Raw genomic sequence first — 25829 nt, 5'->3', positions numbered from 1 at the left:
GGCACCTGCGGTCGGCCGGTCCGCGGCCCGGAGCCGGGCGCCGCCCGGACCACCGGACAGCCCGCCGCCGACGCCCCCGGGCGCGGGCGAGCACCTCGCTGACGGCACCTCTCCGCTGACAGCATCATTCCCTGAGGGCGCTTCGGCCGGCGCACAGATCGTGCTGCGGCTGGTGCCCTCCACTCCCAGGTCGGGCATGTTGTCGGTGGTGGGCGCCATGATGTCGCCATGATCGAGACATCCGCTCCGCTGTCCTCCCCGTCCGCCTACGCGGACGCGGTCGCCGTCGCCGTTCAGGCCGCCGCCGCGTACTACACCGACGGGGCCACGCCGCTCGGGGACGACGAGTACGACGCGCTGGTGCGGTCGATCGCGGCCTGGGAGGAGACGCACCCGGACGAGGTCCTGCCGGATTCGCCCACCGGGAAGGTCGCCGGCGGCGCGGTCGTGGGGGATGTGCCGCACAGCGCGCCGATGCTGTCGCTCGACAACGTGTTCTCCGCCGGGGAACTGGAGTCCTGGGCGGCCGGGCTGGAGCGCCGGCTGGGCCGTGAGGTGAGCGCCTGGTGCGTGGAGCCCAAGCTCGACGGCATGGCCGTGGCCGCCCGCTACCGCGCCGGGCGCCTGCACCGGATCCTCACCCGCGGCGACGGCCTCGCCGGCGAGGACATCAGCCACGCCGCCGACGCCATCCTCGGCCTGCCCACCGTGCTCTCCGACCCCATCGACGTCGAACTGCGCGGCGAGGTGCTGCTCACCCACGACCAGTTCGAGCACGCCAACCGGCTGCGCACCGAGCACGGCGCGACGCCGTTCGCCCACCCCCGCAGCGGCGCGGCCGGCACCCTGCGCGCCAAGGACCGCCCCTACCGCGTCGAGCTGACCTTCTTCGCCTACGGAGCCCTCGGTCTGGACGATGCCCTCGACCACAGCGCTCTGCTGGAACTGCTCGCCGCCCTCGGTGCCAACACTGCCGCCACCACCCCCGCCCACCCGCAGCGCTGCGCCACCCTGGAGGAGGTCCAGCAGCGCGTCGAGGAGATCGCCGCACTGCGCGCCTCGCTGCCGTTCGGCATCGACGGCGTGGTCGTCAAGGCCGACTCCGCCGCCGACCAGCGTGACGCCGCGTGCGGGTCGCGGGCTCCGCGCTGGGCCGTCGCCCGCAAGCTCGCCGCCGAGCACAAGGTCACCCGGCTGCTCGACGTCGAGTGGAACGTCGGCCGCACCGGCATCGTCGCCCCGCGTGCCGTCCTCGAACCCGTCGACATCGACGGCGTCACCGTCACCTACGCCACCCTCCACAACCCCGCCGACATCACCCGGCGCGACCTGCGGATCGGCGACCGGGTCTTCGTCTACCGGGCCGGCGACGTGATCCCGCGTGTGGAGGCGCCGCTCGCCGACGAGCGCACCGGCGAGGAGCGGCCGATCGTGTTCCCCGAGGCCTGTCCCCGCTGCGGCGATGCCATCGACACCGCCGAGCAGCGCTGGCGGTGCACCCGTGGCCGCAACTGCCAGGCCGTCGCCTCCGTCATCTACGCGGCCGGCCGCGACCAGCTCGACATCGAGGGCCTGGGCCGCACCCGCGCCGTCCAACTCGTCGAAGCCGGCCTCGTCACCGATATCGCCGACCTCTTCTCCCTCACCCGCGAGCAGCTCCGCGCCCTGGAACGCATGGGCGACACCAGTACCGAGAATCTCCTCGCCGCGATCGGGACCGCCCGCAGCCGGCCCCTGAACCGCGTGTTCTGCGCACTCGGCGTACGCGGCACCGGGCGCACCATGTCCCGCCGCATCGCCACCCACTTCGGGTCCATGGCCGCGATCCGGGCCGCCGACGCCGAGACGCTGGCCGCCGTGGACGGCATCGGCACGGAGAAGGCCCGCGTCATCGTCGCCGAACTCGCGGATCTCGCGCCGCTCCTCGACAAGCTCGCCACCCAGGACGTCGGCACCGGCGTCACCGAACCCCAGGGGCCGGCCGCTGCGGAGAACGCCGCCGTCGGCGAACCCACGGACGGTCCGGACGCGCAGCAGCCGGGTACGGTCGCGCCGCTCGCCGGTGAGGCCGTCGTCGTCACCGGCAGCATGACCGGCCCGCTCGCCGCTCTCTCCCGCAACGAGATGAACGAGCTCGTCGAGCGCGCCGGCGGCAAGGCCTCCTCCTCGGTGTCCACCCGCACCACCCTGCTGGTGGCCGGGGAGAAGGCCGGCTCGAAGCGGGCGAAGGCCGAGACGCTCGGCATCCCGATCCTCACCCCGGACGAGTTCGCGGACCGCATCGCCGCGTACCTGAGGTAGCGCCGTCGCGCTCGGTCCCCGTCCGAGGTGCCGCGTGAGGTGAGTGCCTGATTCTGAGCCGATCATGACATATCGGCCCATGGTATCCGGGCGTTTGCCCAGCTCGGAATTCGAACGGCGGGGTTTGGGGGCGAGGGCGGCTCCTCAGCGCGCTACGGCTCCGTCCTGCCGGCGGTAGAGGTCGCGCAGCAGGGAGATCTCGGCGCCGTGATGGATCAGCTCCCTGTTGACGTGCAGGATCCTGTTCTCGACGGGAAACCGCTCGGGCCCCACCGCAGGCGGATTCTCCAGGTCGACGTCCGAGAGCGCGCGGACCCCCGCGTTCCATCTCCCGTACACCTCATCGAGCTGTTTCAGCGCCTCGTCAGCGGTCCCCGCGTAGACGAACGTCTGGGAATCGACGGCCTGGCCGCCGAAGTACCATCCGACCCGATAGCCCAGGCACGAGACGATGATGTGCGCCAGCCGCCAGGCAATCGTGGTCACCGGTGCCGGCACCGGGTCAGGTGACGCAGAGTCCATCGTCCACTTCCCCGAACCTGCCGACATCGGTGCGGCCGACGTGTCCCGTGGACGAATGCTCCAGCAATCGTGGACCGGCTCCCAGAAGTACTCCTCATCGGTAAGACCGTCCAGCCGCGGTCGCAGGTTCTTGCGCCAGTACCAGTCCAACTGCTCCGCGAGTCGCTCGCTTCTTGTCATTTCCGCACACTACAGACCCGCCGAGGGCCCCGGGCTGTTCGAGCCGGCCGAAAGCCCGGGCCCGGTACTCGGATGCGCGGCCGGCGATGTGCTCCGACTTGGCGACGACGGCCAGTTCGAGGTGGTTGAGCAGGGCGAGAACCGGTGTGTCCAAGCTGCTGGGCCGGGCTGCTTCAGTCCCGAGTCGCTCGCTGAACTCAAGGAAGGGCCCGTCCGTGCCGCTTGCCTGACTTGCCGCGCCAGGGCCAGGCGGGCGGGGTCACGGACGGCTCCTACCGACCTCGATGCCGTGGATGCCGCAGCCGGCGCCGAAGAGCACCACCGCCTCCCATTCCGCCCCGGCGGCCGCGCACACCGCCGCCCCGGCCCCCCGAACCCACCGACACATCCGCACCCGACCCCCTTGCCGGCTCCCCACCAACACAGCCCCTGTGGCCGGAAGTGTCCCACCCCCCGACCCGCCCAGGGCGGTAACCCTCGAACCGGGCCCGCCGCCTGCACCAGGCTCCGGCACTGACAGCGCCCTCAGAAGACCGCAGCACGAGCGGCGGGGCGGAGCCGACGGATCCCACTCGATCGGGTGGCGGCCATGCCGAGCCGGTTCATTGCGGAACTGACCGGGTGTCGACGGCGGTGTCATCCGGTTGTCGTATTGACGGGGAGAGGTGCGCCCTTCAGAGTTCACATGTGAACTCATCGGGAGGGGTGTGGTCATGAAGTTCCTGGCCAGTACGTTGATGCCCAGGCGGAGCAGGGGGCTGGGGAGCCCGCCGCTGGGGCGGGCGGAGCGGTTCGCGGAGGTGGTCGAACTCGGCTCGTGGGCGGAGCGGGTGGGGTACGACGCGTTCGGGGTCGGCGAGCGGCACAATCCGGAGCTGCTGTCGGCCTCACCGGCGGTGATCCTGTCGAACATCGCCGCCCGGACGTCCCGAATCCGGCTCGTCACCACGGTCGCGGTGCTCTCGCTCACCGATCCCGTCCGCTCCGCCGAGGACTACGCCACCCTCGACCAGCTCAGCGGCGGGCGTCTCGACCTGATCATCGGCAAGGGCGGCGACGCGGTCGCGCCCGGCGTCTTCGGCGTGGACCCGGCCGAGCTGTGGGACCGGCTGGAGGAGGGGTACGAGCTGCTGCGGCGGCTGTGGCGGGAGGAGAAGGTCACCTGGGAGGGCCGCTACCGCCCAAAGCTGACCGAGGTCTCCCTCGAACCCCGGCCGCTGCAGCGGCCGGCGCCCCGGGTATGGCACGGTTCGGCCACCGACCGGCGTTCCACCGAGCTGGCGGCGCGCTGGGGCGACCCGCTGTACTCGGCCAACGGCACGGACCGGGTCGACCACTACCTGGGCCTGGTCGCCCACTACCGCGAGCGGCTCGCCTTCCACGGCCACGACCCCGACACCGCGCCGGTCGGGGTGGGCGTGCACTCTCCTGTTATCGCCGACCGTTCGCAGGACGCCCTGGCGATCGCGCGCCCGATGTTCGAGGCCTCGGTCGCCGCGCACTACCGCGCCGGCGCCCGCTTCCCGTTCGACTCCCTGGAGGACTTCGTCAAGAACGGCTCCGCGCTCGTCGGCACCGCCGAGCAGATCACCGAGAAACTCCTCGGCCTGCAGCGGAAGTTCGGCAACCAGGTGTTCGGCGTCGGCGTGGAGGGGTTCTTCTCCACCTACACGACCGAACTCGCCGTCACCCGCGACTACTTGGAACGGTTCTTCGCCGAGGTGGCGCCCGTCCTGCGGGCCGAGGTGCCCACCACCGTCTGGGAGTGACGCCCCGCCGACCGGTCGCGGCGCACATGGGCGCGGATCTTGCCGGAGATGGCGATGAGCCGCTCCACCTCCTCCACGGTCAGCGCGCCGACCAGCTCCTCGCGGATGTGCCGGGCGCGGTAGGCCTGCGCCCGGCGGAACACCGACAGACCGTGCGGGGTGAGGGAGACCGTGGTGGCGCGGGCATCGCCGGGCACCGGCCCCCGCTCCACCAGGCCGCGCTGCTCCATGCGTCCGACGTGCTGGTGGAGCCGGCTCTTGCCGAACATCAGCGCCTTCGCGAGTTCGAACGCGCGCAGCGTGTGGCCCTCGGCGTTGCCCAGGCCGTCCAGGACCTGCCAGTCCGGCTCGGACAGGCCGGTGTCCTGCTGGAGCCTGCGGGTCAGCACCTGCCACAGCTCGGCGTCCATGTGGAAGAAGGCGTCCCACAGTGCACGTTCGCGTTCTCGCTGCCGCATGGGCCCCCACTGTACCGAGCCGGTCCACCGGCCGGAACACGCCGGTGCCCCCGCTCACGGGGCGGGCTCACGATGCGGGCTACCGTCGGGGTTCCGCCGGGCTCGGGGAGGGGTCGTGTCGCGGACCACGGAGAAGCTCGACATCCCGGCGATGCTGCGCACCGCCCGGGCGGTGCAGCAGGCGACACCGGCCGAGGTTGGCGAGGTCGCCGGCCGTGGGTACTGCCTGATCCCGTGGATGGAGGGGAGCCATCTGCCGGGTACGGCGCTGTCGATCGAGCAGGCCGGTGACCTCGGAGTTCTGCTTGGTCGGAGCCACCAGAGCTTGAACGACGAGCGGATGGCCGGCCTGCTGCCGCCGGGGCCGAAGCAGGTGACGGTCTCGGTGACCACGCCCGCCGAGGCTCGCCAGGAGGCGGACCGCTTCCTCGCGCTTGTCGCGGGGCTGGAGAGCCGGACGGCGTTCGACGCCGAGGCGGCCTCGGCGCTGGCCGAGCGCAAGGTGCTGCTGGAGAAGTACGGGCACGAGCGCCCGGCCGGCGAGGCGGCGGTCGGCCCGGTGGGGTGGACGCACGGTGACGTGCAGCACCGGAACGTGCTGTGGCGGGACGGCGGGATCGCCGGGGTGATCGACTGGGACCGGATCCGGGTCCGGCCGTTCGGTGAGGAGGTCGCCCGCACCGCCATGGTGCAGTTCGGCGGTGAGGACGGCTTCCTCGATCTGGAGCAGACCTCCGCGTTCGTGGCCGGCTACCGATCGGTGATCTCGCTCCCGGTGCCGGCGCTGGCGGACGCGGTGGAACGGCTGTGGTGGAAACGGATGTCGGACTCCTGGCAGCTGGTCTTCCACTACGACCGCGCCGACCACTCGTGCGACCACCTGTTCCTGCCCGCCGAGCGCTTCCTGGCCTGGTGGACCGGGCGGCGCGAGGCCGTGCAGGAGGCGTTCGCGGTTCTGCCGTGATGGCGCGCCAAGTATCAAACCCGCAGCCGAGTCTGACTAACCCGTGAACTGGTCCAGGGTGGGGGCGGCGACGGGGAGCGGGCGGGCGTTCTGGGGGCGCAGGCCGTCGATGGTCATGGCCAGGTAGCGCCGCCACAGCTCTGGGACGGCCTCGTCGATGCTGAGGACGGCCTGTGAGGCGCCGCTGAGCAGGAGCACGATGTCCAGGCCGGTGACGTCGTCGCGCACAGCCCCGGCCCTCTGTGCCCGGGCGACGAGGGTGTCGGCAACGTCCGCGAGGCGTTCGCGTGAGGCCCGGACGCTGGCCTCGCTGCGCGAGAGCGCTGCGGCGGCCTGGCAGAAGGAGCGGTCGCGGACGTGGATCTCCACGCCCACTGTCATGAAGTCGAAGAGTGCCGCCTCCGGGTCGTCGGCGTCGGCGAGCTTGCGGCCGGCTTCGACGAGTTCCTCCAGGCGGTCGCTGAAGACCTCGGCCAGGAGCTGTTCCTTGGTGTCGAAGTGGCGGAAGACCGTGCCCTTGCCCACGCCTGCGCGGGAGGCGATGCGGGTGATCGACGCCTCCATGCCGTTCTCGGCGAACTCCGCCGCGGCGGCGTCCATCAGCAGGCGGCGGTTGCGCACGGCGTCGGCTCTCTTCATGGCTCCATCGTATCGAACCGGACCAGTCGGTCATGTTGTGACGCGGCTAACCGGACTGCGCGGTCATGTTGTGCTACGGTTCAGAACATGACCGAGCGGTCCGTTTGTGGCGGCGTTCCTGCCCGAGCAGCTCGGCATCGAGCAGCTCATGGACCGCACCAGCCTGATCATCTCCTCCTGGCTGCCGGAGTCCCGGGCCCTGGGCAGGGCCTACTCGTCCTTCGACGTGTCCCCGCCGCGTCCGAATCCGCAGATCTGAGCCCCCAGACCCGACCACTGGATGGCGGTGAACGGCGCCCGCCCGGAACGGTCAGTGTTCCGGCCGGGCGCCGGGGCACCTTGACCCGCCCGCCCGCGCGAACCCCTTTCTCACCCACTCCAACCCCCTCCGAAGGGAGACCCCCATGCGTGCCCTGACCGTCGACCGCACCGCCCCCGGCCTGCTGCGCCTGGCCGACACTGCTGCCCCCGTACCCGCGCCCCACCAGGCCCTGGTCCGCGTCCGGGCGATCTCGCTCAACCCCGCCGAGTTCCGCTACGTACTCCCCGGCGCCCCCGACGGTGCGGTGATCGGCTGGGACGCGGCCGGCATGGTCGAGCAGGCCGCCGCAGACGGCTCCGGCCCCGCCGTCGGCACCCCGGTGATCACGCTGGGCCTGAGCGGCGCGTGGGGTGAACTGCGCGCCGTCGACACCGCCCTGATCGGAACCGTCCCCGACGGCGCCGACCTCGGCCCGATGAGCACCCTGCCGGTCGCCGCCACCACCGCGCTGCGCGCCCTGCGCAAGCTCGGCCCGATCCTCGGCCGGCGCGTACTGATCACCAGCGCCGCCGGCGCGGTCGGACGCTTCGCCATCCAGCTCGCCGCCCGCGGCGGCGCCCACGTGAGTGCCGTCTCCCGCAACCCGGCCCGCGCCGACGAACTGCGGGCACTCGGCGCCAACGAGGTCGTCACCAGCGTCGGCGAGGTCACCGCGCCCGTGCACGGCGTCCTGGACCTGGTCGGCGGCCCGGACCTGACAGCCGCCTTCCAGGCCCTCGGCGAGGGCGGCACGCTGGTGACCGCCGGCGCCGCCTCCTCGGCCGCCTCCGCCTTCGAACCCGGCAGCCTGCTCGCCGACCCGCTGCGCCACGACCGCTCCATCGTCACCTTCTTCCTGATGAGCGGCGAAGGCATCGACGCCGACCTCACCTGGCTCGCCGACGAACTCGCCACCGGGATGCTCCACCCGAACATCGCCTGGCGCGGCGACTGGACCGACGCCGCCGAGACCATCGAGGCGGTACGGGAGAGCCGCCTGCCCGGGAAGGCCGTCCTGGACCTGTCCTGACCGGCCCCACGCCCGAGACCGGCCCGGATCCTCACCCACAGGGCCCGGCCGCTCGGCCGAACCGACCCATCTTCCCCACGCGGGGCCGCCCACCGAGCGGCCCCGCCCCACCCGGAAAGACCCCGGCATGACCCGCTACACCGACATCCCGCTCTCCGTCCTTGACCTCGCCCCCGTCCGCACCGGCCACGACGCGGCCGAAGCCCTCACGCACACCGTCGAACTCGCCCGCGCCACCGAGGCGTTCGGTTACCACCGGTACTGGATCTCCGAGCACCACAACACGCCGGCGATGGCCAGCTCCGCGACCTCGATCATCATCGGCCAGGTCGCCGCCGCCACCGAACGCATCAAGGACGGCGCGGGCGGCATCATGCTGCCCAACCACGCCCCGTACGTGGTCGCCGAGCAGTTCGGCACCCTCGCCACCTACCACCCCGGCCGCATCGACCTCGGCCTCGGCCGCGCGCCCGGCACCGACCCCGCGACCACCCGCGCCCTGCGGCGCGACCACCAGGACGGCGCCGACTTCCCCGAGCAGGTCGCCGAACTGCGCGGCTACCTCACCCCCGCCGGTGCCGGCCGCAAGGTCCGCGCCATCCCCGGCGAAGGCGTCGACCTGCCCGTCTTCATCCTCGGCTCCAGCACCTTCGGCGCCGCCCTCGCCGCCCAGCAGGGGCTGCCGTTCGTCTTCGCCTCACACTTCGCCCCCGCCCAGCTCCGCGAAGCGCTCAAGCTCTACCGGGCCACCTTCCGCCCCTCGAAGACGCTGGAGAAGCCGCACGTGATCGTCGCGGCCAACGCGGTCGTCGCCGACACCGGCACGGAAGCCTTCCGGATCTTCAGCTCCCTCCAGCAGAAGTTCCTCACCCACTTCCGCGGCGGCATGCAGTTCCTCCCCCCGGTCGACAACATCACCACCCTGTGGAACTCGCAGGAGGCACGCATGGTCAACGCCATGCTCAGCGAGTCCCACGTCGGCACCCCCGACACCGTTCGCCGCGGCCTCCAGGACCTCGTCGACCGCACCCACGCCGACGAACTGATGATCCTCAGCGAAGCCTGGGACTTCGACGCCCGACTGCGCTCCTACGAACTGCTCGCACACACCTGGAGCCAGTGAACCCGACCCCCCTGGAAAGGAGTTCGCCATGACCGCGCCCGCCGCCCTCTTCGAGCCCACCCGGCTCGGAGCCCTCACCCTGCCCAACCGCATGGTGATGGCCCCCATGGGCCGCGCCCGCGCACACGCGGACGGCACCCCCAGCGCGCTGATGGCCGAGTACTACGCCCAGCGCGCCGGCGCCGGACTGATCGTCGCGGAGGGCACCCACCCCGTCGCGGCCGGGGCCATCGGCCCCGGCGCCCCGGGCCTGTTCACCGACGCCCACCAAGACGGCTGGGCCCAGGTCGCCGAACGGGTCCACGCAGCCGGCGGGCGGATCTTCCTCCAGCTCATGCACGCGGGCCGGCTCGCCCACCCGGGCTTCCTCCCCGAAGGCGTGCGGCCGGCCGCCCCCTCGGCGATCGCCGCCGACACCCTCGTCCACACCCCGGCCGGTCGCGTGCCCGCCGTCACCCCGCACTCCCTCACCGGCCGTGAGATCGGCGAACTCATCGGCGACTTCGCCCGTGCCGCCGACCGGGCCGTGGCCGCCGGGCTGGACGGCGTGGAGATCCACGCCGCCAACGGCCACCTGCTCCACCAGTTCCTCGCCGACAACGCCAACCTCCGCACCGACCGGTGGGGCGGCGACGCCGAGGGCCGCACCCGGCTGACCGTCGAGACCACCCGGGCCGTCGCCGAAGCCATCGGCCCGCACCGGACCGGCCTACGCATCTCACCGGGCAACCCCTTCGGCGACCTCACCGAGACCGACCCCCACGGCACGTACACCGCCCTCGTCCGCGAACTCGCCCCGCTCCCGATCGCCTACCTCCACCACACCGAAACCGGCACCGAACTGGACGGCACCATCCGCACGTTGTGGCCGACGGTACTCGTGGTCACCCCGGCGGCAGACGGGCAGGACAAGCCCGGCGCCGCCGCCCGCTCGCTCCGACACGGCGCCGACCTCGTCTCCTTCGGTCGCGACTTCCTCGCCAACCCCGACCTGGTCACCCGCTGCCGCGTTGGCGCCTTGCTGAACGAACCGTCGGCGGCAGGGTTCTACGGCGGCGGAGCGCACGGCTACACCGACTACCCCACCCTCGAAAAATAGTCTCCGGCTCCCGGAAGACCGCAGCTGCACAGGCCGGCCGGCACGGAGAGGGACTACGGCGGTATTTCCACCGAGAAGAGCCCCGACAATGACTGCGACGACCGGCCCATCAATAGCTACGACGCAGAGGACCGGGTTCTGCCAGGAGCTGTCCGGCCGGTCTCGGGGTGTGCAGTCGGCGGAGGTTGTCTGCGCGGTCCCATAGTCTGCGCGCATGACCACCGAGGAGTACCTCTCGACGATTGACGCGTTGGCCGTGCAGCCGTTCCCGGAGGTGACCTATGTCGACGCCTCCGGGGGCGGTGGACCTGAGCATCATGTGCGCGACCTGCAGGTCAGCCGGGATTTCTGGGATGACGACGACGGGCGCGCCTGGGTTGATGCCGAAGCCGAACTGCAGGCCCGACTCGACGACCTGGCGGCACGCCTGACGGATCGGTGGGGCAGTGCGTTTGTCGTGGACCTCGGACCGTATCTCAGCGCCGGCTGCGTGGGCGAGCCGGTGCCCGAGCCGCTCGGCCACCTCAGCCAGCAGGCCGTGAGCATGCAGGTGTGGCCGCTCCCCGACAACGATCGCTGGCTCGCGCTGGCGATCGGCCAGGCCGACAAGGAGCTGCCTCTCATTCTGTTCGCCGCGGTCGGCCAGGCCTCCGCACTCGACGTGAACGCGAGTGGCCGGTCATGAGCAGAGCACCACGTAGAAGATGGCGTCACGATTCGCCGCCGCGGGTGCTTCTCCCGTCGACCACCCTTACGGACCCACCCGTGCCGGCGGGAGCAATGGCTCCACCAGCGCCCACTGCTCATTCGCAAGGTCAGACGGATACCCACCCCCAGCACCACTCACGCAAGGATCAACGACCCCATCAGCCACGGGATACGGCAGATCTCGAACGCGGTCTCAGGGCCTTCGTCGGGTTAGTCTCCGACGAAGGCCACGACCGATCCCGGTCGTTCTGTGCACCGCTCCAGGAGACGTGCCAGTTCCTCGCAGAACATGCGCTCGCTCCAGGCTTCCGCCCCGAGCCGGGCCACTTCCGAGAGGGCGATGGTCGCCTGCCCGCTGTCCAGGACGGTGTCCCCGTAAGGGTCCACCGCGGACAGAACCGGGTAGCTCTCGGCGGAAAGTGTGGGGATCAGGTCCGCGAGGAGGTCGTCCTCATCGGTCACCGCTCCCAGCAGCGTCCGCCGGGACGCGTGCCAGTCGGGCAGGTCAGGGACACGCGAGTGCCACTCGACGTCCACACCCATGGAATTCCTCCTTCGGCCCGTGCTCAGCGTATGGGGTAGGCGGTGACTACCCGGCCTGGGCCGCCCAGTTCCGCTACCAGACCCGACACATCCTCACAGCCCTCGACCAATTGAGTCCCGGCACCGTCACGGGATCCCGCCCCCCGCGCCGCAGGCCGACCAGGATCCCGACGAGCGATCGGCGCCCCGCACCGGCGCCGCCGGCCCGGCCCGGCCCGCTAGGCACCGAGTTGCTCTTCCTCCATCTTCGTTTGTCCGCACATCAACCGATGATCACGCGGTGGCCGTACCCATTCCCCGCTGGGTCCGTCGCGAGGTCGCAAGATCAGGACGGATTGCCAGGAACCCCGTCGCCCTCGACATTGGCAACCATCCTGCGCAGCACCTTGAGCGCGGCCACGTACTCTTCGTCGCTGATGCCCTGGTGAACCACGGCGCGAACCTCGGTCGCCAGCCCACGGAGCCGTACTCTGGCGACCTCCCCGGCATCCGTGAGGTGCAGGCGCTGCCCGTCGTCGATCCGGAGCCATTCGCGGTGGAGCAACTGGTCGACGACCCTGGCGATCTCGTGCGGTCCGTCGGCGAGGTGCGTCAGCTGCGCGACGACCTCCTCGCGGCTCGGCGCCGTGGGGCCGCCGTTCACGCGGTTGAGTACCCAGTACTGCGGCTGCGTGACGTCGATCTTGGCCATGGCGTCACGCAGATGCCGGGTGACGGCCGTCTGGGTCAGGCCGGCCCAGTAGCCGACCGGCTGAGTGGCCAGCATGTCGTCGGTGGCGGCCGGGTTCGCCGGTGCCTGATCGGTGGTGGTTCCGGTCGCTGATTCCATGATCGCGACGCTACATTTCCCCGGCGTACTGAACAATCGGAATGCGGTATGCGACTCGTCCGGGGTGCACGTCGGAACCGTCGGCCACCGTCATCCTTCGAGCCGTCGCAGCCTGGCGCGCCGTCGTGCCGCGGCCCACCGCGGCCAGCGCCGACAAGGGCTCACCCACGCAGCCGGCGAGCACATCACGTAACCGCACTGGAGTATTAGGTGATGATCGTGATTGCCTCGTCGTCGTTCGGCTCGTCTTCGACGGCGTTGGGGTTCTCGTTCTCGTAGAGGGCGAGTTCGGCGTCGCGGAGGCGGCTGCTGAGCGAGAGGCACTTCTTCGAGCAGGTGTTGCGCGTGCTGTGTGCCGTGCGGATGACCTGGGTGCCGCAGCCGAGGCAGGAGACGATCTCCCGCCGGTCGGGCATGAGGCCCCTGATTGAGGGTGCGGTCGCGAGCAGTTCGGCCCGGCGTCGGCAGCGGGTCGAGTACCACCAGGGCGGTGGCCCCGGCGGTAGCCTGCCGGGTGCGGGAGGGCGTCCGCAGTAGTCGCAGAGCAGCTGCTCGGGCGGTGGCGGAGGAGTTCGTTCGAAAACTTCTTGAACAAACCGGATCCCTTGCGCAAGGGCCGGAAGTCGATCTCCAGGAACCGGCAGGACGCCTTGAAGTTGCGGGAGATGAACACCTTCCCGTGGTCGCAGACGATCATCTCCGGGACGATCACCGGCCGCGCGGCGGCGTGCTCCAGACGCTCGTCCAGGCTCAGCAGCCGGCGGTGCGGCAGCACCGGACGCGACATCCGCAGGGCCTCCGCCCAGCCCGGCCGCATCAACTCCGGGGTGACCGCGCGGGCCAGTAGCACTCTCGCGTCGACCGACGTCGTGGTCGGCCGCAGCACCCCGTCGGATAGCGTCCTGGTCGCGACGTCGATCATGCCGGTGAGCTCGATCCGCCCCGGGACACCGTCGTCCAGCAGGACCATCGCGTCCATCGGGGTGGAGTCGATCTGCATGACCTGGCCCGGTGCGAACGCCGGCAGCTCACCGAACGGTGAAGTTGCCCCGGTTTGATGGACAACCTTTCGCTTTGGGGCACTAAGTCCCGCAAGGAGGAGTTCATCGTGCCAAGGACGCGTCCGGTCTACCCGCCAGAGTTTCGTCGTCAGATAGTCGAGCTAGTCAGGGCCGGCCGGTCGCCGGAGGAGCTGGCCAAGGAGTTCGAGCCGTCCGCCCAGGCATCCGGGCGACGAGCGGGTGGCGGGCGGCGATGGCCTGGAGGTCGCGGATGCGCTGCCGGGCGGCGCGCTCGCCGGTGTCGACGAGGACGAACAGCAGCCGCGGGAAGACGGTGTAGTGCTGCTGCCAGGTCGGCAGGACGTTCAGGGCGTGCGAGGCGCGGCGGGATGGGGCGGCGGTCGTGGAAACGGGCGTGGCCGGTCAGCTTGGCGGCGGGCTTCTCGCCGGCCATGGTGGCGCAGTCGACCCTCGACGAATGCCCGGTGCAACGCCCGGTCCGGCCGTCCGGTCGTGTAGAGAAGCAGGCCGTCGGCGATGACGGCGCCGCCCGGGCCTTCGCCGTAGCGGTGGCAGACCTCCGGCAGGAAGTCCAGCAGCCGGCACTCCTCGCCGGCCGTGCGGGCGCCGGCGACGAAGGACGGCCCGGGTGCGGGTGACGGCCAGGATGTGCCCCACCCGCAGCGGCGCCTCGGTCTGGTCCTGCGGCAGCGGCGGCGAGGCCACGCCCTGGGCGACCAGGTCGGCAAACTCCTCCGGGGCGACGATCCTCACGCCGAGCGCCTCGGCCTTGCCCCGATTGGAGCCGGCCTTCTGGTCCGCGAGATCCTCCAGTCGCTCTTCGACGTCGAGTAGCCACCGAGGCGCCGTTCCAGTCCTTTGGTCCGGCGCGATCCACCCAACGGCGCTCGGTTTGAGCGTGGGAGGCGGCCGCAGCGCTCGCCATTCGCACGGCGGGCTGTACTGAGGCTGTGTCATGATGCGCCGTGGTCAAACGGCCGCCTCCACCAACGCAACGGAAGAAACCGCTGTGACCTCAGAAGTGCTCGGGGCGATCATCACCGCGGCGATCGTCGCGATCACCGCCGCGATCCGCCTCGCAGGCAACCGGACCCGGCGCTGGATCGAGACGGAGTTCGACCCGGCCCTGTACGGAATGCCTTCGCGAGCCGCACTGATACCGGACCGGGCCGGACCGCCCCCGATCGGTCCTCGAACGCGGAAGACGCAGGAGATCGCCGACGCCGCGTCGACGGGTGACTGGAAGCCGGCCGCCGGGTACGTCGCGGCAGCCGGCGGGGACTGGGACGACCGCTGGGTGCGCGTGAGGCAACTGACCGCGATCGCCCTCACGGACGACTCCTGGCTGCGGAAGTGGCGTACGGCCGAGCCCGGCTGCTGCGACGCGGCCGTGATCGAGGCCGACCTCATGGTGCAACGCGCCTGGCGGATCCGCGGCAGCGGCACTGTCCGCCAGGTGCCCAAGCCGGCCATGGCGAGCTTCCGAGCCCAGCTTCCCGCAGCCATCGAGGCGGCCCGCCATGCGGCCCTTCTCGACCCGGCAGACCCGAACCCCTGGATCGTTATGATCACCGCCGCCCGCGGCGCGGGCTACCGGCGCGCGAAGTTCCGCGAGCTCTGGACCGAACTCACCGCCCGGGCACCGCACCATTACGACGCACACTGGCAGGCCCTCCAGTACTGGTGTGCCAAGTGGCACGGATCCGACCGCGCGATGATGAGCTTCGCCCGCCGCGCGGTGCGCAACGCGCCCATGGGAAGCCCACTGGCAGGCCTGATCCTGCACGCCCTGTACGAGCGGGGGAAGTCCCGCCCCCTGGAGGAACCGGTCAGGGCCCTGTTCGAACGCCGACGCCTGAAGACCGCCGTGAACGCGCTCGCGCTGGTACCCGAGCACGACCCCCACCTCCCGCCGCTGCGACACCTGCTGGCCCACCACCTGGTCCGGGCAAGGATGTGGAAGGCGGCACTTGATCAGTTCCGGCGACTCGGCCCGTGGTGCGGCGCCACGCCCTGGACCGACCGCCCCGACCCGGCGAAGGCGTTTCATACCGCCCGGGGGCTCGCGGCGGCCAGGTCCAAGATCGAGACGGGCCAGGGCGTGGTGAGCAAGCGACAGGGCATGGTGCGGTGACGCGTCATTCCTGGCAGGAGACCGGGGCCCCGCACCGCCCTGCCGCCCTGCGCCGGAGCGCCTCTCCCTTCCGGCCCGCCCGCCCGGGGAACGGGCCCCGAAACACCGGAAGGCACGGCCGGGTGTCAGCGGACACGGCAGACTCCCCGTTGTGTGAGGTCCCAGGTGATCTTGGACAGTTCGGCCACTGGGACATCGTTGACGGTCCCAGGACATGGTTGTCCGGGTCTCACCGAGGTCGGGGTGGTCCTCCTAGTACTGCAACGGTGCTTACCGTGACGTTCGTCGGATCTGCTCGTTGGATTGTTCATGGGTGGGGACATATCCGAGGTCGATGCTCGTCGCTGGTCGGACGGACTGGCTCGGCTGCACGGGCGGTTTGTACACCGGTTCGCGCGGAGTGAGTCGCGGGAGTCCGCGCTGGCGTACATGCGAGGTCTGCTGGCGCCGTTGGAACGCAAGAACGGCTGGACGGTGGCCGAGGAGGCCGGTCACGGCGGCCCGGACCGGATCCAGCGGCTGCTGAACCGGATCGACTGGGACGCGGACGGGGTGCTCGACGACGTGCGCGAGTACGTCGTCGAGCACCTGGCCGACCCCGGCGGCGTGCTGATCGTGGACGACACCGGGTTCCTGAAGAAGGGTGTGCGGTCGGCCGGGGTCCAGCGGCAGTACTCCGGCACCGCCGGCCGCACCGAGAACTGCCAGGTGGGCGTCTTCCTCGCCTACTCCGGACGGCTTGGCCGGACCCTGATCGACCGGGCGCTCTACCTGCCGAAGTCCTGGACCGACGACCGCGAGCGCTGCCGGGCCGCAGGAATCGGCGACGAGGTCGAGTTCACGACCAAGCACCGGATCGCCCGGCGGATGGTCCGCCGGGCGATCGACGACGGGATCCCGTTCCGGTGGGTGACCGCGGACGCCGGCTACGGCAACAGCAAGGGCTGGCGCACAGAGCTCGAACCGGCCGACGTCTTCCACGTCGTGGCCACCACCCGGCACGACACCGTGGTCACCCGTTGGGCCATGGACCACCGACTCCACGATCTGGTCGCGGGGCTGTCGCGACAGAAGTGGAAGCGCCGCTCGTGCGGCGAAGGTGCCCACGGACCGCGGATCTACGACTGGGCCCGCGTCGAGGTCCGTCCCTGGCACCGCCCCGACACACTGGGTGCTCGCCCGTCGCAGCATCGCCGACCCGACAAAGGTCGCCTACGACATCGCCTACGCGCCCGCCGATGCCACCCTGAACGAGCTGATCGGCGTCGCGGGTGCCCGCCGGGCGATCGAGGAATGCTTCGTGCGACACGAGGCTGCTTGAGCTGAGTGAACTCACCGATGAGGAGGTTCCGTTGAGGAAGGTGTAGTTCCGGGCCTGTGTCCAGGGCCTGTCCCCGCCCCGGCGTGCGTTCCTGGTAACGGGAGGGTGCGAAGCCCGGGGGAAAAGCCCAAGGGTTCCCGTTCCATCCGGGGGCTACAGGCAAGGGGAATGAGCGGACGGGTGAATGCGAATGAACCCTTGGCTATGCCTCGTAACTTCGAACCTCGCCGATGGGATGTTCCAGCGGGGTACAGGACTGGCCGCAGAGAAGCGGCAGGCGCCGGCTGGAGAGAAGCAGCCAGCCGGGAGGACACCGCCGTCCCGGGGTAGAGAGGGCACCCACCCCGCTCGCATCTCGCTCATGCAGAACGTGGAAATCCCGCCAGGGTCCCGGTCGCACCTCGCACCGGGTAGGCCGACCGTGAGGAACGCTCAACTCCCTGGCGGGAACAGGATGACCCAAGAAGCGAATGCCGGTGGCCGAAAGGCAGCAGGAAACCGGGACGGTCAAACTGGCTCCTCCAGCCGGTCGTCTCGCATAACTGACCGGACAGGGCCCAAGTGGCCTAACCCGAAAGGGTGCTGACGTGGGTCAGGTGAGCCTGCGAAAGAGGACGATGACAAGGACAACAGAACCGACGGCCACGTTGGACGCCACGCCGCCCAGCGGCACGGTGAACGAACCGGAGGGCGAACTCCTTGACTGGCACGGGGTCGATTGGACCGCCGTCGAGGAGAACGTACGTCGTCTGCGCCAGCGCCTCTTCGCGGCGTCGCAGGCCAGGGACCTGAGGAGGGTCCGCAACCTGCAGAAGCTGATGCTCCGAAGCCACAGCAACACGCTCGTGAGCGTGCGGCGGGTCACGGAGATCAACGCTGGCCGCCGGACGGCGGGCATCGACGGACGGGTCGTGCTCACGGCCCCAGGCAAGGCCGAGCTGGCCACCTGGGTTCAGCACCGCTCCGCCCCGTGGAAGCCCAGGCCCGCTCGGCGTGTGTACATCCCCAAGAGCAATGGAAAGCGGCGTCCGCTCGGGATTCCGGTGATTGTCGACCGTGTCCTGCAGGCCAGGACGGTCAACGCGCTGGAACCCGAGTGGGAGGCCCGATTCGAACCCAAGTCCTACGGGTTCCGGCCGGGCAGGGGCTGCCAGGACGCGATCCAAGCGATCTTCAATGTCGCGCACGGCAAGCGCCCGAAGCGGCAGTGGGTCCTGGACGCGGACCTGGCGGCGGCGTTCGACCGCATCGATCACGGGCACCTCATCGAGATGCTGGGAGCATTCCCCGCGAGGGAAATGGCCGCCCGCTGGCTGAAGGCCGGGGTCATCGAGAAGGAGTGCTTCACCGCCACCGAGGAGGGAACTCCTCAAGGCGGCGTGATCTCTCCCCTCCTGCTCAACATCGCTCTCCACGGGATGGAGAAGGCTGCCGGAGTCCGCTACTACACCGGCGGCACGCACGCCGGTGAAACCGTTCCGGGCTCCCCGGTGCTGATCAGGTACGCCGACGACCTGCTGGCCTTCGCCCACTCCAGGGCCGAGGCCAAACAGATCCAGGCGCGGCTGGGCACGTGGTTGAAACCCCGAGGGCTGGTCTTCAACGAGGACAAGACGAGCATCGTCCACCTCGACGAGGGCTGTGACTTCCTGGGCTTCAGCATCCGCCGCTACCGCGGCGGGACGGTGCTGCTGATCAAGCCGAGCACGGCAGCCGTGCGACGGATCCGGAAGAGGCTGGCCGCCGAGGCGCACGCCTTGCGAGGGGCCAACGCCCAGGCGGTGATCCACAAGCTCAACCCGATCATCCGGGGCTGGGCAGCCTATTACCGGAGCGTGGTGTCCAGTCGCGTTTTCCACGCGCTGGACGCCTACGTGTGGAAGCTCCTCTACAAGTGGGCGACACACACGCACCCGAACAAGTCGAAGCACTGGGTTGTGGCCCGATACTTCGGCATGTTCAACAAGGCCAGGCGGGACAGGTGGGTCTTCGGCGACCGCGACAGCGGCCGCTACCTCGCCAAGTTCTCCTGGACGAAGATCGTCCGGCACCAGATGGTCAAGGGCTCGGCGTCCGTGGACGACCCCGCCCTCACCGACTACTGGGCCGAACGACGTCGCAAACACAAGCCGGCAGCTCTGCCAGCCTGCGAGCCATCAGGGCTTGCTTGAGCCGTGTGCCCGGACGACGGGCCCGCACGGTTCTGAGGGGGCGGGGACGCAGCAATGCGTCCCCGCTACCCGACCAGACCGCCGAGGGCCAGTGCGGCCTGGACGACTACCAGATCCGCCGCCACCAGGGCTGGTACCGGCACATCACCCTCGCCATGGCCGCCCACGCCTACCTCACCGTCCTGCGGGCCGAGCACCTCGAAAAGGGGACCGGGCAGCTCGAACGCCAGATCTGATCCCACTCACCGTCCCCGAAATCCGCCGGCTGATCACGAACCTCACCTGGCCGGTCCGCCGCAGCACCGCACACGTCCTGCACTGGTCCCGCTGGCGCCGTCGGCGCCAGCACCAGGCCCGGACCAGCCACTACAAGAGACGAGACCACAGCCCAAGAGCCAAGACCTCGTCACCGTAAGCACCGTTGCAGTACTAGTCGTCGGGTGCCTGTGGGTACAGGTCCAGCGCCTTCCCGTGAGTCTCCGGAACCAGCAGTGCAGATGACGCGGGTGTCGCACTCCCCGGAGATCGGGATCCAGTGCGGGACGCGGTCGCGTGAGTCCCCGTCCGTGCTGTACGGCGCCTCGACCAGTAGGTCGTCGAGTTCGGCGCGGGCGGGGTCGGCGGATGGCGGTTCGGGTAGCTCGCGGTGTCGGGCAGGGGAGGTGGCCGCTGTCGGCGGTTCGGCGGCGACCTCCCCACCGGTGCGGCGGCCGGGCCCGGCACAAGGGTGAGGCCGGCGAGAAGAGTGGCACTGCGGCGCCACCAAGGGGAAGTGATCACGGCGTACAGCTCTCGCCTCCCGTCCGGTGCCCGGTGGCTTGTCCCTCCCCTCGGCCCCCTCGGTGGTCGGCGTGGCGCCGCCCGGGTTGACGCCGGCTGCGGCCGTTGCGGCATCGGCCGGCGCGGTCCTCGTCGCCCCGGCGGTGGTGCGGGCTTCGAGGTAGGCAGTCCAGTCGGTGGCGGCGCGGCCGCGCGGCGGCGCCATTGCGCGGCCGTGACAGTGTGGAGGCCGAGCATGGGGGGCGAGGACGGCGGGCGGCAGGTCCTGGGCGAGCTGGACTACTGGTCCGCGGCCAGCGCGGACAGGACGTCGAGGCGAGTCGCCCGCACAGCCGGGGTCAGCGCCGCGAGGACGCCGGCGATCACGGCAGCCGCCGCCAGTTCCGCAAGGGTGATCCAGGGCACCGACAGGATGGTCTGACCTTCACCCGCCGTGCGATGGAGGGCGATCCCCCAGACGAGGCCGAGCGACACGCCTGACAGCGCCCCCAGCGCAGTGATCACGACCGACTCCAGGCGGACCATACGGCGGACTTCGCGGCGTGAGACGCCGACCGCACGCAGCATGCCGATTTCGCGCGTCCGTTCCCCGACCGACATGGCCATCGTGTTGGCCACGCCCAGCACCGCGATGACGACCGTGAGGGCCAGGAGCCCGTACGCCATCGAGAGCATCTGGTCGGAGCTGCTTCGGACGGAGGCCTTGTAGGCTGCCCGGTCCTGCACGGCCAGCTGTGGATACCCGGCCAGCGCCGTGGTGAGCGCCTTCCCCACCGCTGTCGGGTCCGCGCCGCGGGCCGCGAAGGCAAACAGGGTGGTGTCGGAGGCGGTGGGTGCCAGGGCGGACAGGACGTCGAATCCGACGCTGGGCGCGAGTCGTACCCGGCCCATCGACATGCCGGCCGGTTCCTGGCGTTGAACGGCGCCGACCGTCAGGGTCACCGGGGGACTGCCCGGTCCGGCGAGGGTGACCTGGTCGCCGATGCCGACGCCGAGTCGCTCGGCCATGGTGTCGACGACCACGATCTGGCCGTGGGCGAGCGCGGCTTGCGGATCGCCCGCCGTGTAGGTCTCGTGCATCGCGGTGGGGAAGCCGGGCTCCTCGCCGTAGACGGTGGTGGACAGCGTGGTCCCTCCCGCGGTGAGCGTGGCCCTGGTGATCCGTTCCCTGACGACCTCGCCGATTCCCGGTACACGCCGCGCCGCCGCGGCGGCCTCGGGTCCGAACTGCGCCTGCGAGCGCTGTCCGCTGATGATGAAGTCCGCGCCGAGCATCCGGTCGGTGCGAGCCGCCATGGAGTCCGAGGCGGAGGCCGCCGAGACGGCCATCGCCGTTGCCACGCAGATACCGATCATCAGCGCGGCCGAGGTGGCGGCAGTGCGGCGCGGGTTGCGCAGCGTGTTCCCGGCGGCAATCGCGCCGATCGGCCCGAGCAGCCGCGGGAAGACGGCCGTCAGAACCGGGACGACGCCGCGGACAAGAGCGGGCCCGAGCGGGAAGAAGGCGATCAGGGTCAGCAACATGCCCGGTACCGTCGCGGCACGGCCCGCGACCAGCAGACCGGCCCCGGCCAGCAGCAGCGCCGCGCCGGTCGGCGTGCGGCCCCGGCCGGGCCGGGTGCTTGGCGCGGCCGCCTCGCGCAGAGCGGCCATCGGCGGGATGCGTCCCGCACGCCGCGCCGGAATCACCCCGGCGGCCAGCGTGGCCGCGGTGCCGACGGCGTAGCCGACCAGTACGGCAGTGGGCCCGACGACCAGCGAGGTCGAGCCCAGGTCGAGGCCGAAGGAGGCCATCGCCGCGTGCAGCCCGACGGCCAGCCCGATCCCGGCGCCGATGCCGAGGGTGGAGCCCACGAGGCCGAGCACCAGGGCTTCGAGCAGGACGGACCGGTTCACCTGCCGGCGGCTCGCGCCGATCGCACGCAGCAGGCCGAGCTCGCGGGTCCGGGCCCCGACCAGCATCGAGAACGTGTTGAAGATGAGGAGCACGCCGACCAGGACGGCCACCGCCGCGAAGCCCATCATCACCATGCCGAGGAAGTCAGTGGTCTGACCGGCCCCGTTGTCCGGGCTCACGGCGGTCGGATCCTTGGCCTGTACCTGGGCCGCGCCGCCCAGGGCGGCAGCCAGGCTGTGACGGAGATCGGCGGGCGTCACACCGGCGGCGGCGTCCACCCGGATCGAGGTGGCCGCGCCGGGCTTGCCGAGCAGCCGCTGCTGGGCAGTGGCGGTGTCGACGTAGATGCGGGTGTTGCCCTGGCTGGCGGCCTTGAAGTCGGCGATGCCGGTGACCCTGGCCTCGAACGTGCCGGGGAGGGCGACCACCCGGACCGTGTCCCCGATCCGCACGTGGGCGCGGTCGGCCGAGATGCGGTCGAGCACGGCCTCGCCGGGGCCCTGCGGGGCCCGGCCGCCGGCGAGCCGCACCGGTGACCGGTCGGAGTCGACCCAGTTGCCTGCCAGGACGGGGATGCTGCTCTTGGCACCGAAGCCGGACATCCCGCCGGCCGTGTCGATCGCCTTGCCCTGCGAGTCGGTCAGCGTTGCGGTGTCGACCGTGACGTCGGGGTACGCCGCCGCCACGCCCGGCACGGCGCGCACCTTGCCGACCAGGGTGTCGGCGTCCGGCAGCGTGCCGCCCTCGCCGACCACGGCCCGCTGCACCGCGTCGCCGACCTCGGCCGGCCCCGTGCCCGCCGGCAGCGGGGCGGTGACGGTGACGTCCGGGGCGCTCGCCGCCGCGGCGTCGTCCAAGGCCCCGTTGATCGTGCCGGTGAAGATCATCGTGCCGGTGGCGAAGGCCACCGAGAGCACCACGGCAAGGCAGGACATCGCGAGTCGTCCCTTGTGCGCGAAGATTCCGCGCAGCGCCACCTTCAGCATCAGCGGTGCCCCCCGCCTCGGCGCAGCCGCTGCAGGACGGTCTCAGCGGTCGGGGACCGCACCTCGCCGGCCACCCGGCCGTCGGCGAGGAAGACCACGCGGTCGGCGAAGGATGCGGCGGTCGGGTCGTGGGTCACCATGACGACGGTCTGTTCGAGCTCGTCCACGCTCCGGCGCAGCAGCCGCAGCACCTCGGTCCCGGCCTGCGAGTCCAGGTTCCCCGTGGGCTCGTCGGCGAACACGATCTGCGGCCGGCCCGCCAGGGCGCGAGCACAGGCGACCCGCTGCTGCTGCCCGCCGGACAGTTCCGAGGGCCGGTGGCGCAGCCGGTCCGCCAGGCCGAAGGTCACCACGATCTCGTTGAGCCAGGCCCGGTCGGGCGTGCGGCCCGCGATCGCCATGGGCAGGGTGATGTTCTCCAGGGCGGTCAAGGTCGGGATGAGGTTGAACGACTGGAAGATGAAGCCGATCCGGTCGCGGCGCAGCTCGGTGAGCTCGCGCTCGCGCAACGCGGTGAGCTCGATGTCGTCGATCCAGATCCGGCCGCGGTCCACGGAGTCCAGGCCCGCCAGACAGTGCATCAGGGTCGACTTGCCCGAGCCGGACGGGCCCATGATCGCGGTGAACGCGCCGCCCTCGATCTCGACGTCGACGGCGTCCAGCGCCGTGACCTTCGCGTCGCCCGTGCCGTGGATCCTGGTGATCTTCTCGCCGCGGGCGGCGGGCTGGGACACGGGAGCCGGTGCCCGCCCGGAACCCGGTGCCTGGTCCGGAGCGGGTGCTCGGTCGAGAGTCATGCGGATGCTCCATCCTTCGAGGATCGTCAGGGGTCGGACGGCTTTCCACGATGGCGGTCGCGGCCGGTCCGCCGGATCAGGCCTCGGCACGGATTCGGTGGCCGGGCCCGGGCCCGGCCACCGCGTGCACACCTGGCCGCAGGTACAGGTGCGAAGATGCGACCGCAGACGGATGACCCGCTCACGCGCCCGCGAATACTGTCGGGACGTGCATCTTCGGCCGCCGCTCACCAAACGGCTGACCCGCGTCCAACTCGTCGGGCTGGACGTCGCGGTCGGCATCGCGTTCCTGCTGTGGGGGCGTCCCACCGACGCCCAGCTCGCCACCGCCGGAATCCCGCTGCCGGGCTGGTACGCGCTGTTGATCCCGCTGGCCTGCGCGGTGGCGGCCAGACGGCTGTGGCCCCGGCCGGCCCTCGGGGTGTCGCTGGCGGCGTACGCGACGATGGCGGCCTACGGGTTCGTCAAGTTCCCGTCGTTGGCGGTCGCGTTGTGCCTCTACCAGTTCGCGCTCTCGCAGCCACGGTTCCGGGCGGTGGCCGGCCTGGTGCTCACCGAGGCGGTCATCGGTGTCGGCATCGCGATGGGCAGCAGCCCGGTGCGCTTCGACGACGAGTGGGCCGCGATGTGGTCGGGACAGAGCGCACCGATCGTGGCCTTCTGGGCGGCCGGCATGATGATCAGGTCCCAGCGCGCCTACGAGGCCGGGCTGCGGGCCCAGGAGGAACGCCAGGCGCAGGCCCGCGTCGAGGAGGCGCAGCGGACGGTCACCGAGGAACGTCTGCGCATCGCCCGCGAGTTGCACGACGTGATGGCCCACAGCATGAGCGTGATAGCGGTGCAGGCCGGCGTCGGCCGCCACGTCATCACCGGACACCCCGACGAGGCCGCCAAGGCGCTGACCGCGATCGAGACGGTCAGCCGGACGGCTCTGCGCGAGATGCGGGCCCTGCTCGACGTGCTGCGGGAGGAGCCGCCCGCCGCCGACGCGGCGGCCGCCTCGGACCTGGCGAGGCCCGGCCTGGGCGACCTTCCCTTCCTGATCGAGCAGACCGGCCGGGCCGGGCTCCAGGTCGAGCTGCGGATCAGGGGGGCCGCCCGGCAGCTCCCGCCGTCGATCGACCTGGCCGGCTACCGGATCGTCCAGGAGGCGCTGACCAACTCCGTCAAGCACGCTGCGACCACCCGCGCCCGGGCCCAGGTCAGCTACCACCCGGACGGCATCGAGATCGAGGTGACCGACGAGGGCCGCGACTGCGCCGGTCTGCCCGGTCTGCCCGGCGGACCCGGCCGCCCCGGCCGCCCCGGTCCCGCCGTCGCGCCCGACAGCCCTGGCGGCCGCGTCGGTCACGGCCTGATCGGCATGCGGGAGCGGGTCGCGCTCTCCGGCGGCGACTTCGCCGCCGGCCACCTCCCGCTCGGCGGCTTCCGCGTCTGGGCCCGGTTCCCCACCGCGGAATCGGCGTGAGCGGGGACGTGCGGGTGGTGATCTGCGACGACCAGGCCCTCGTCCGCGCCGGCTTCCGCGTGCTCGTCGACACCACGCCGGGCCTCACGGTGGTCGGCGAGGCCGGTGACGGAGCCGAAGCCGTCGAGGTCATCCGACGGGAACGGCCCGACGTCGCCCTGATGGACATCCAGATGCCCGGGATGGACGGGATCGAGGCCACTCGGCGACTGCTCGGCGGCGAAGACCCGCCACCGGTGCGGATCCTGATCCTCACCACCTTCGACCTCGACCGCTATGTGTTCACCGCGCTCCACGCGGGCGCCAGCGGCTTCCTGCTGAAGGACACCCCACCCGAAGACCTCCTCTCGGCCATCGGCGTCATCGCCGACGGCGAGGCTCTGCTCTCCCCCCGCGTGACCCGCAAACTGGTGGCCGAGTTCACCCGGCGCCCCCAGGTGGCGGTCGGAGCCAACCGCCGCCTCGACCAGATCACCGACCGGGAGCGCGAGGTTCTCGTCCTGATCGCGACCGGCATGTCCAACACGGAGCTCGCCGACGAACTGCACCTGTCGCACTCCACCGTCAAGTTCCACGTCAGCAGACTCCTCGCCAAGCTCGGCGCCCGGGACCGCGCCCAGCTCGTCATCGCCGCCTACGAGGGCGGCCTCATGAACCACCGGTGAACCGGCCCTCGCGCTTCCGCCCCGGCCCCCCGGGATTCGCCACCCGGCGGGGCGTACTTCCCAGCCGATCCCGCCCGATCCCGCCCCATCCCGCACGCGCGTTGTCGGGCTCGCCGCGGAGC

General features: G+C 71.3%; 20 protein-coding genes and 3 pseudogenes. 14 read left to right on the top strand and 9 right to left on the bottom strand.

Annotation, left to right across the window (positions count from 1 at the left end):
* Positions 1 to 228: 228 nt before the first annotated feature.
* The gene (gene ligA, locus ACFVVL_RS26790) at positions 229 to 2301 is read left to right on the top strand and encodes an NAD-dependent DNA ligase LigA (protein ID WP_387679520.1); all 2073 of its coding nucleotides are present in this window, start codon (positions 229 to 231) and stop codon (positions 2299 to 2301) included.
* Between the two features lie 144 nt (positions 2302 to 2445).
* On the opposite strand, the gene ACFVVL_RS26785 is transcribed toward ligA, so the two are convergent.
* Complete coding sequence (locus ACFVVL_RS26785) at positions 2446 to 3003, bottom strand: DinB family protein (protein ID WP_387679517.1); 558 nt, start codon at positions 3001 to 3003, stop codon at positions 2446 to 2448.
* Between the two features lie 713 nt (positions 3004 to 3716).
* Here ACFVVL_RS26785 and ACFVVL_RS26780 point away from each other — a divergent pair.
* Positions 3717 to 4772 carry an LLM class flavin-dependent oxidoreductase gene (locus tag ACFVVL_RS26780; RefSeq protein WP_387679514.1) on the top strand — a complete coding sequence of 352 codons (1056 nt, stop codon included), beginning with the start codon at positions 3717 to 3719 and terminating at the stop codon, positions 4770 to 4772.
* On the opposite strand, the gene ACFVVL_RS26775 is transcribed toward ACFVVL_RS26780, so the two are convergent.
* Positions 4700 to 5230, bottom strand: coding sequence for a MarR family winged helix-turn-helix transcriptional regulator (locus tag ACFVVL_RS26775; RefSeq protein WP_387679511.1), 531 nt, complete (start codon positions 5228 to 5230; stop codon positions 4700 to 4702). The two genes, ACFVVL_RS26780 and ACFVVL_RS26775, sit on opposite strands and share 73 nt — an antisense overlap.
* Before the next feature lie 115 nt (positions 5231 to 5345).
* On the opposite strand from ACFVVL_RS26775, the gene ACFVVL_RS26770 reads away from it, so the two are divergent.
* Entirely contained in the window at positions 5346 to 6194 is an 849-nt protein-coding gene (locus ACFVVL_RS26770) for a phosphotransferase (protein WP_387679508.1), read from the top strand.
* 36 nt (positions 6195 to 6230) lie between these two features.
* Here ACFVVL_RS26770 and ACFVVL_RS26765 read toward each other — a convergent pair whose 3' ends face one another.
* Positions 6231 to 6833: a TetR/AcrR family transcriptional regulator gene (locus ACFVVL_RS26765; protein WP_387679505.1), complete on the bottom strand. Its 603-nt coding sequence runs from the start codon at positions 6831 to 6833 to the stop codon at positions 6231 to 6233.
* 106 nt (positions 6834 to 6939) lie between these two features.
* On the opposite strand from ACFVVL_RS26765, the gene ACFVVL_RS26760 reads away from it, so the two are divergent.
* The 5 genes from ACFVVL_RS26760 (at position 6940) to ACFVVL_RS26740 (ending at position 11071) form a co-directional block, all read left to right on the top strand.
* Positions 6940 to 7092, top strand: coding sequence for a hypothetical protein (locus ACFVVL_RS26760; RefSeq protein WP_387679502.1), 153 nt, complete (start codon positions 6940 to 6942; stop codon positions 7090 to 7092).
* 145 nt (positions 7093 to 7237) lie between these two features.
* Positions 7238 to 8164, top strand: coding sequence for a zinc-binding dehydrogenase (locus tag ACFVVL_RS26755; protein ID WP_387679500.1), 927 nt, complete (start codon positions 7238 to 7240; stop codon positions 8162 to 8164).
* A gap of 127 nt (positions 8165 to 8291) precedes the next feature.
* Positions 8292 to 9287 carry an LLM class flavin-dependent oxidoreductase gene (locus tag ACFVVL_RS26750; RefSeq protein WP_387679497.1) on the top strand — a complete coding sequence of 332 codons (996 nt, stop codon included), beginning with the start codon at positions 8292 to 8294 and terminating at the stop codon, positions 9285 to 9287.
* Positions 9288 to 9315: 28 nt separating this feature from the next.
* Positions 9316 to 10386: an alkene reductase gene (locus ACFVVL_RS26745; protein WP_387679494.1), complete on the top strand. Its 1071-nt coding sequence runs from the start codon at positions 9316 to 9318 to the stop codon at positions 10384 to 10386.
* 214 nt (positions 10387 to 10600) lie between these two features.
* Positions 10601 to 11071 (top strand): hypothetical protein, encoded by a 471-nt coding sequence (locus ACFVVL_RS26740; RefSeq protein WP_387679491.1) that lies wholly within the window; start codon positions 10601 to 10603, stop codon positions 11069 to 11071.
* Between the two features lie 233 nt (positions 11072 to 11304).
* Here ACFVVL_RS26740 and ACFVVL_RS26735 read toward each other — a convergent pair whose 3' ends face one another.
* From ACFVVL_RS26735 to ACFVVL_RS26720, 4 genes and pseudogenes are all read right to left on the bottom strand, one after another.
* Positions 11305 to 11637: a hypothetical protein gene (locus ACFVVL_RS26735; protein WP_387679488.1), complete on the bottom strand. Its 333-nt coding sequence runs from the start codon at positions 11635 to 11637 to the stop codon at positions 11305 to 11307.
* Between the two features lie 325 nt (positions 11638 to 11962).
* Complete coding sequence (locus tag ACFVVL_RS26730) at positions 11963 to 12466, bottom strand: MarR family winged helix-turn-helix transcriptional regulator (protein WP_387679485.1); 504 nt, start codon at positions 12464 to 12466, stop codon at positions 11963 to 11965.
* Between the two features lie 206 nt (positions 12467 to 12672).
* Positions 12673 to 12882 (bottom strand): hypothetical protein, encoded by a 210-nt coding sequence (locus tag ACFVVL_RS26725; RefSeq protein ID WP_387679482.1) that lies wholly within the window; start codon positions 12880 to 12882, stop codon positions 12673 to 12675.
* Between the two features lie 175 nt (positions 12883 to 13057).
* Positions 13058 to 13517, bottom strand: a pseudogene (locus tag ACFVVL_RS26720) (integrase); the annotation flags it as partial.
* 980 nt (positions 13518 to 14497) lie between these two features.
* Here ACFVVL_RS26720 and ACFVVL_RS26715 point away from each other — a divergent pair.
* The 4 genes and pseudogenes from ACFVVL_RS26715 to ACFVVL_RS26700 form a co-directional block, all read left to right on the top strand.
* A complete protein-coding gene (locus ACFVVL_RS26715; RefSeq protein ID WP_387679479.1) occupies positions 14498 to 15622 on the top strand; it encodes a hypothetical protein in 1125 nt (374 codons plus the stop codon).
* Positions 15623 to 15931: 309 nt separating this feature from the next.
* Positions 15932 to 16922, top strand: a pseudogene (locus ACFVVL_RS26710) (IS701 family transposase); the annotation flags it as partial.
* 638 nt (positions 16923 to 17560) lie between these two features.
* Positions 17561 to 19114: a group II intron reverse transcriptase/maturase gene (gene ltrA / locus ACFVVL_RS26705; protein WP_387679687.1), complete on the top strand. Its 1554-nt coding sequence runs from the start codon at positions 17561 to 17563 to the stop codon at positions 19112 to 19114.
* A 74-nt stretch (positions 19115 to 19188) separates the two neighbouring features.
* Positions 19189 to 19350 (top strand): annotated as a pseudogene (locus tag ACFVVL_RS26700) (IS701 family transposase); the annotation flags it as partial.
* Between the two features lie 823 nt (positions 19351 to 20173).
* On the opposite strand, the gene ACFVVL_RS26695 reads toward ACFVVL_RS26700, so the two are convergent.
* Complete coding sequence (locus tag ACFVVL_RS26695; RefSeq protein WP_387679476.1) at positions 20174 to 22777, bottom strand: FtsX-like permease family protein; 2604 nt, start codon at positions 22775 to 22777, stop codon at positions 20174 to 20176.
* The gene (locus ACFVVL_RS26690) at positions 22777 to 23574 is read right to left on the bottom strand and encodes an ABC transporter ATP-binding protein (RefSeq protein WP_387679473.1); all 798 of its coding nucleotides are present in this window, start codon (positions 23572 to 23574) and stop codon (positions 22777 to 22779) included. Before ACFVVL_RS26690 ends, ACFVVL_RS26695 begins: the two co-directional genes overlap by 1 nt.
* 208 nt (positions 23575 to 23782) lie before the next feature.
* On the opposite strand from ACFVVL_RS26690, the gene ACFVVL_RS26685 reads away from it, so the two are divergent.
* Positions 23783 to 25042: a sensor histidine kinase gene (locus ACFVVL_RS26685; RefSeq protein ID WP_387679470.1), complete on the top strand. Its 1260-nt coding sequence runs from the start codon at positions 23783 to 23785 to the stop codon at positions 25040 to 25042.
* Positions 25039 to 25707 carry a response regulator gene (locus ACFVVL_RS26680; RefSeq protein ID WP_380289466.1) on the top strand — a complete coding sequence of 223 codons (669 nt, stop codon included), beginning with the start codon at positions 25039 to 25041 and terminating at the stop codon, positions 25705 to 25707. Before ACFVVL_RS26685 ends, ACFVVL_RS26680 begins: the two co-directional genes overlap by 4 nt.
* Positions 25708 to 25829: the final 122 nt, after the last annotated feature.

Origin of the sequence: Kitasatospora sp. NPDC058115 (assembly GCF_042884635.1) — a bacterium.
Taxonomy (GTDB): domain Bacteria; phylum Actinomycetota; class Actinomycetes; order Streptomycetales; family Streptomycetaceae; genus Kitasatospora.
The sequence above is the reverse complement of the archived record's forward strand: the minus strand, read 5'-3'. Positions and strand labels throughout refer to the sequence as shown.